Annotated in this window: 4 protein-coding genes and 1 pseudogene; 3 read left to right on the forward strand and 2 right to left on the reverse strand. The window is 72.1% G+C overall.

Annotated features, from left to right (window positions below):
- Together ACFVHI_RS37030 and ACFVHI_RS37035 are read right to left on the reverse strand one after the other, a co-directional pair.
- A pseudogene (locus ACFVHI_RS37030) lies at positions 1-200 on the reverse strand (electron transfer flavoprotein subunit beta); the annotation flags it as partial.
- A gap of 264 nt (positions 201-464) precedes the next feature.
- The gene (locus ACFVHI_RS37035; protein ID WP_063351571.1) at positions 465-878 is read right to left on the reverse strand and encodes a thioredoxin family protein; all 414 of its coding nucleotides are present in this window, start codon (positions 876-878) and stop codon (positions 465-467) included.
- Positions 879-1,081: 203 nt separating this feature from the next.
- Here ACFVHI_RS37035 and ACFVHI_RS37040 point away from each other — a divergent pair, with 203 nt between their 5' ends.
- From ACFVHI_RS37040 to ACFVHI_RS37050, 3 genes are all read left to right on the forward strand, one after another.
- Positions 1,082-1,507 carry a DUF4395 domain-containing protein gene (locus ACFVHI_RS37040; protein ID WP_063350143.1) on the forward strand — a complete coding sequence of 142 codons (426 nt, stop codon included), beginning with the start codon at positions 1,082-1,084 and terminating at the stop codon, positions 1,505-1,507.
- A gap of 268 nt (positions 1,508-1,775) precedes the next feature.
- Positions 1,776-2,546, forward strand: coding sequence for a lysophospholipid acyltransferase family protein (locus ACFVHI_RS37045; protein WP_380346447.1), 771 nt, complete (start codon positions 1,776-1,778; stop codon positions 2,544-2,546).
- A 241-nt stretch (positions 2,547-2,787) separates the two neighbouring features.
- Entirely contained in the window at positions 2,788-4,044 is a 1,257-nt protein-coding gene (locus ACFVHI_RS37050) for a TolB family protein (RefSeq protein ID WP_380346449.1), read from the forward strand.
- Positions 4,045-4,147: the final 103 nt, after the last annotated feature.

Below are 4,147 nucleotides of genomic sequence, written 5' to 3' on the forward strand. Positions count from 1 at the left end.
TCCGGCCCGACCGTCAGCACCGTCACCTCGGCGCCCTCGTTCGCCGCCGCGATCCGCAGCGCCTGCTCCACGCCGTACTCGTCGAGCTCCGACAGAAGGCCGTCCACACCCTCCCGGTCGGTGGTGTGATCGTCCGCGAACCGACGGTCACCCGTCGCGTCCGGCACGTACTTCACACAGACAACGATCCTCAAGCTCACGGCCTGTCTCCTGTACTGGTCTCGTCCGGCGGCTGCGGCTGTGCAAGCGGGGCGCGAACACGGTGCGCACCCGCTCCGGGCAGCGAGTTCCCGTGCCGGTCCGGAACTTCCTGGCAGCATACTCGGCAGTAGTCCAGTGGTCACTACTGGCCAGTAGCTTAGGCCGGGCGGCTGCACTTCCGTCTGCGCCCATCCTGCCCCAGGGCAACCCCGACACCACCTGATCGGGCTACATATCCGCCACAGGACCGCCGGGGCCCCGGCTCACACCGTCTCGCCGAGCGCCGCGATCACGTCCACCTTGCGCGGCAGTCCGGCCGCCCTACGCACCACCCGGCCACCCCCGTCCAGTACCAGGACGGTCGGCGTGCGCAGGATCTCCAGCCGGCGGACCAGCTCCAGCCGCTCCTCGGCGTCCACCTCGACGTGCGCCACCCCGTCGACCATGCCGGCCACCTCCGCGAGCACCCGGCGGGTGGCCCGGCACGGCTGACAGAACGCCGTCGAGAACTGAACCAGCGTCGCCCGCTCGCCGAGCGCCCCGCCCAACTCCGCCTCCGACAGCCGTACCGCCCCGCCGTTGGTGCGCACCCTCAGCCTCCCATCGCGCCGTACCCGTAGCAGCCAGGAGGCGGTCGCCGGCGCCGGCACGACGACGCACACCACCAACCCGGCCATCCCCAGTCTGCGGCAGCGGCCCCGGGCCCCGAAAGGGAGGTCGACCACCGGGCCGGGCCCGCGTACGATCGCCGGGTGGAATCCGACCGCACCGCACCGCCGTTGCTGACCTCCCGCCGCGTCGTCGACCTGGGCCGGGCCACCACCACCCGCTGTCGCTGACGCGCCCCGCCGCCGCCCGTCGCGACCCTCCCGGAGCCCTCGTGCAGATCGACCCTCGCGGTCCCCGCTTCGCCGCCGCGCTCACCTCGGTCGTCCTGGCCGCCGCCCTCATCACCGGCAGCGACGTGCTGCTGGCCGTCCAGGCCCTCGTCTTCGCACTCGGAGCGTTCGGCGGCCTGCGGCTCTCCCCCTACGGCTGGCTCTACCAGGCCTTCCTCCTCCCCCGGCTGACCCCGCCCTCCGAGACCGAGGACGAGCGGCCGCCCCGCTTCGCGCAGGGAGTCGGCCTGGTGTTCGCCGCCGTCGGCGCCCTCGGCTTCCTCACCGGGGTGGCCTGGCTCGGCCTACTCGCCACAGCCGTCGCCCTGGCCGCGGCCTTCCTCAACGCCGCGTTCGGCTACTGCCTCGGCCGCGAGATCTACCCCCTCGTCCGGCGCGCCCAGGGGCGCCTCGGCGCCGGAGCCTGACCGCAACCCTGGGCCCCCTGGGCCTTCGGGACGGACCGGGCCTCCAGGCCGCCGGGGAGGGAAAAGTTCCCACCCGAACTCATCACGGAGATCACACCGCGAATATCCGCTTGACCGCACGGCTCAGGTGACAGCAGGCACTCGTTCGGGGGATCATCTCCGTGAATCACCCGTGACCGCCGCGGCGTGCCGCGCTCCGGTCGGCCCCCACTCAGCGACGCGGGTACCCGCCGTACCGGGCTCCGGCCCGTGGAAGTCAGGACTGACCGTGGCAGAGTTCGTGTACCCGCCGGTGATCGGCGCCGCACTCACCGCCTTCCGTGCGCTCGACGTGCGGATCAAGATCGTAGGCGCCGAGAACATCCCCGCCAGGGGCGGAGCCGTACTGGTCAGCAACCACATCAGCTACCTGGACTTCCTCTTCGCCGGCCTCGGCGCCTACCGCGGCGGCAAGCGCAAGACCCGCTTCATGGCCAAGGACGACGTCTTCAAGCACCGGGTCTCCGGCCCGCTGATGCGCGGCATGAAGCACATCCCGGTCGACCGCACCGACGGGCAGCCCGCGTACGAGGCCGCCGTGCGCGCCCTCAAGGCCGGCGAGGTCGTCGGGGTGTTCCCCGAGGCGACCATCAGCCGCTCGTTCATGCTGAAGAAGTTCAAGACCGGCGCCGCCCGGATGGCCGCCGACTCCGGCACCCCGCTGCTGCCCGTCATCCTCTGGGGCACCCAGCAGCTCTGGACCAAGGGCCGCCCGAAGACCCTGACCAAGCGCCACGTCCCCGTCACCATCATGATCGGCGAACCGATTCACCTCGGCCCGGACGACAAGCCCGTCATGGTCACCAGACGGCTGCGCGCGGCCATGAGCGAGATGCTCGACCAGGCCCAACGCGAGTACCCCGGCAAGCCCTCCGGCCCGGACGACACCTGGTGGCTGCCCACCCACCTCGACGGCACCGCGCCCACCCTGGAGGTCGCCGAGGCCGAGGACGAGGCGGAGGCCCTCGCCAAGGCCGAACGCCGCGCCGCCCGGGGCTGACGGGCTGACCAGCCCCGTCCCTGGTCCGCCCCGCACCTCCACCCTGCACCGCCGCTCCGCACCGCTACTCCGCGAGACCTTCTACTCCGTGTGACCGACCGAACGCGAGGCGTCGCGTGTCGCCCGGTCGCCGACGCTCCCCGTCTGACACAGTGACAGCCCCCTTGAGGGGCCTTCGTCCTGCATCGGAGACGGAGCGAACGCCGGAGAGGTCGGAAAGGTCGGAGCGGATATGACACGGATGACCCGCACACGGCAGTCCCCCAGGTCACCCAAGGCCCGCACCCGCGCCAGCGCCGGTGCGGGCCTTCTGCTGCTGAGCACCCTGCTCACCGGGTGCGGCGCCGAACCCGGTGAGATCCCCCTGTCCGAGATCCAGGCGGACGCCCCCTCCACCGCACCCGAGTCGCCGACCGCCGCCGCGAGCCCCGGCGTGGTCGGTGCCGCCGCCGGAACGCCTGCGGCCCCCGCGCACAACGGCCTGATCGTCGGCGGGGAATTCCTCGACGCCGCCCGCACCACCAGCGCCATCGTGACCCTCGCACCCGACGGCACCAACTGGCACCAGGTCACCCAGCCGCCCGATCGCACCCGCGACGACCGCCCCGACTGGTCCCCGGACGGCAGCACGATCGCCTTCGACCGGACCGACCCACGGAGCGGCGCCGCCCGCCTCTGGACGGTCTCCACCACCGGCGACGGAGCCCAGCAGATCGGCCAGCTCTGCGAGACCGGCACCGCCGACTGCGCCAACGAGGACGAACGCGCCCCCGCCTACTCGCCCGACGGCAAGCAACTCGCCTTCAGCCGCTCCTGGGGCGCCCTCGACCCGGCCGACAAATACCAGGTCCAGTACTCGGACCTCTACCTGATGAGCCCCGACGGCACCGACGTCCAGCGGCTCACCTTCCTCACCAACGACAAGCCGTACTCCGGGCAGGTCAGCAACCCCAGTTGGTCCCCCGACGGCAAGCAACTCACCTTCGAGTACCGCACCAACGCCACCGGTCAGCCCGCCAACAGCCGCGCCATCTACGTCGTCGCCGCGGACGGCACCGGGCTCCGGCAGCTCACCCCCTGGGAACTGCGCGCCGGAGACCGCGCCAACTGGTCCCCCGACGGCACCCAGATCCTCTTCACCACCTACCCGGCCGGCCGCGCCGACGCCCCCGGCGGCGGCATCTACACCGTCCACCCCGACGGCACCGCCATCGGCGCGCTGACCCCCGCCCCGTCCGACGTCTTCTACGGCGCCGCCGCCTACGCGCCCGACGGCAAGTCCATCGTCTTCGCCCAGGACCCCGCCGGCTCCGGGGCCGACCTCTACACCATGCGGCCGGACGGGACGGGCATCGCCCGGCTCACCCACGACAGGGACGCCTGGCTGACCCGACCGGCGTGGGGAACGGCGGCGGTACCGCCTCAACCCGATGGCCGGGCGTCGGCCCAGGCACAATCGCGGCGGTGGGAAGAGGACGAAGAACTCCAGGACGAATGAATCACAACGCAAAGAACCCCCATCCGGTTTCCCGGATGGGGGTTCTCTGTGAATGATTGTTCGGCGGCGTCCTACTCTCCCACAGGGTCCCCCCTGCAGTACC

The organism is Kitasatospora sp. NPDC127121 (assembly GCF_042677305.1).
Classification (GTDB): domain Bacteria; phylum Actinomycetota; class Actinomycetes; order Streptomycetales; family Streptomycetaceae; genus Kitasatospora.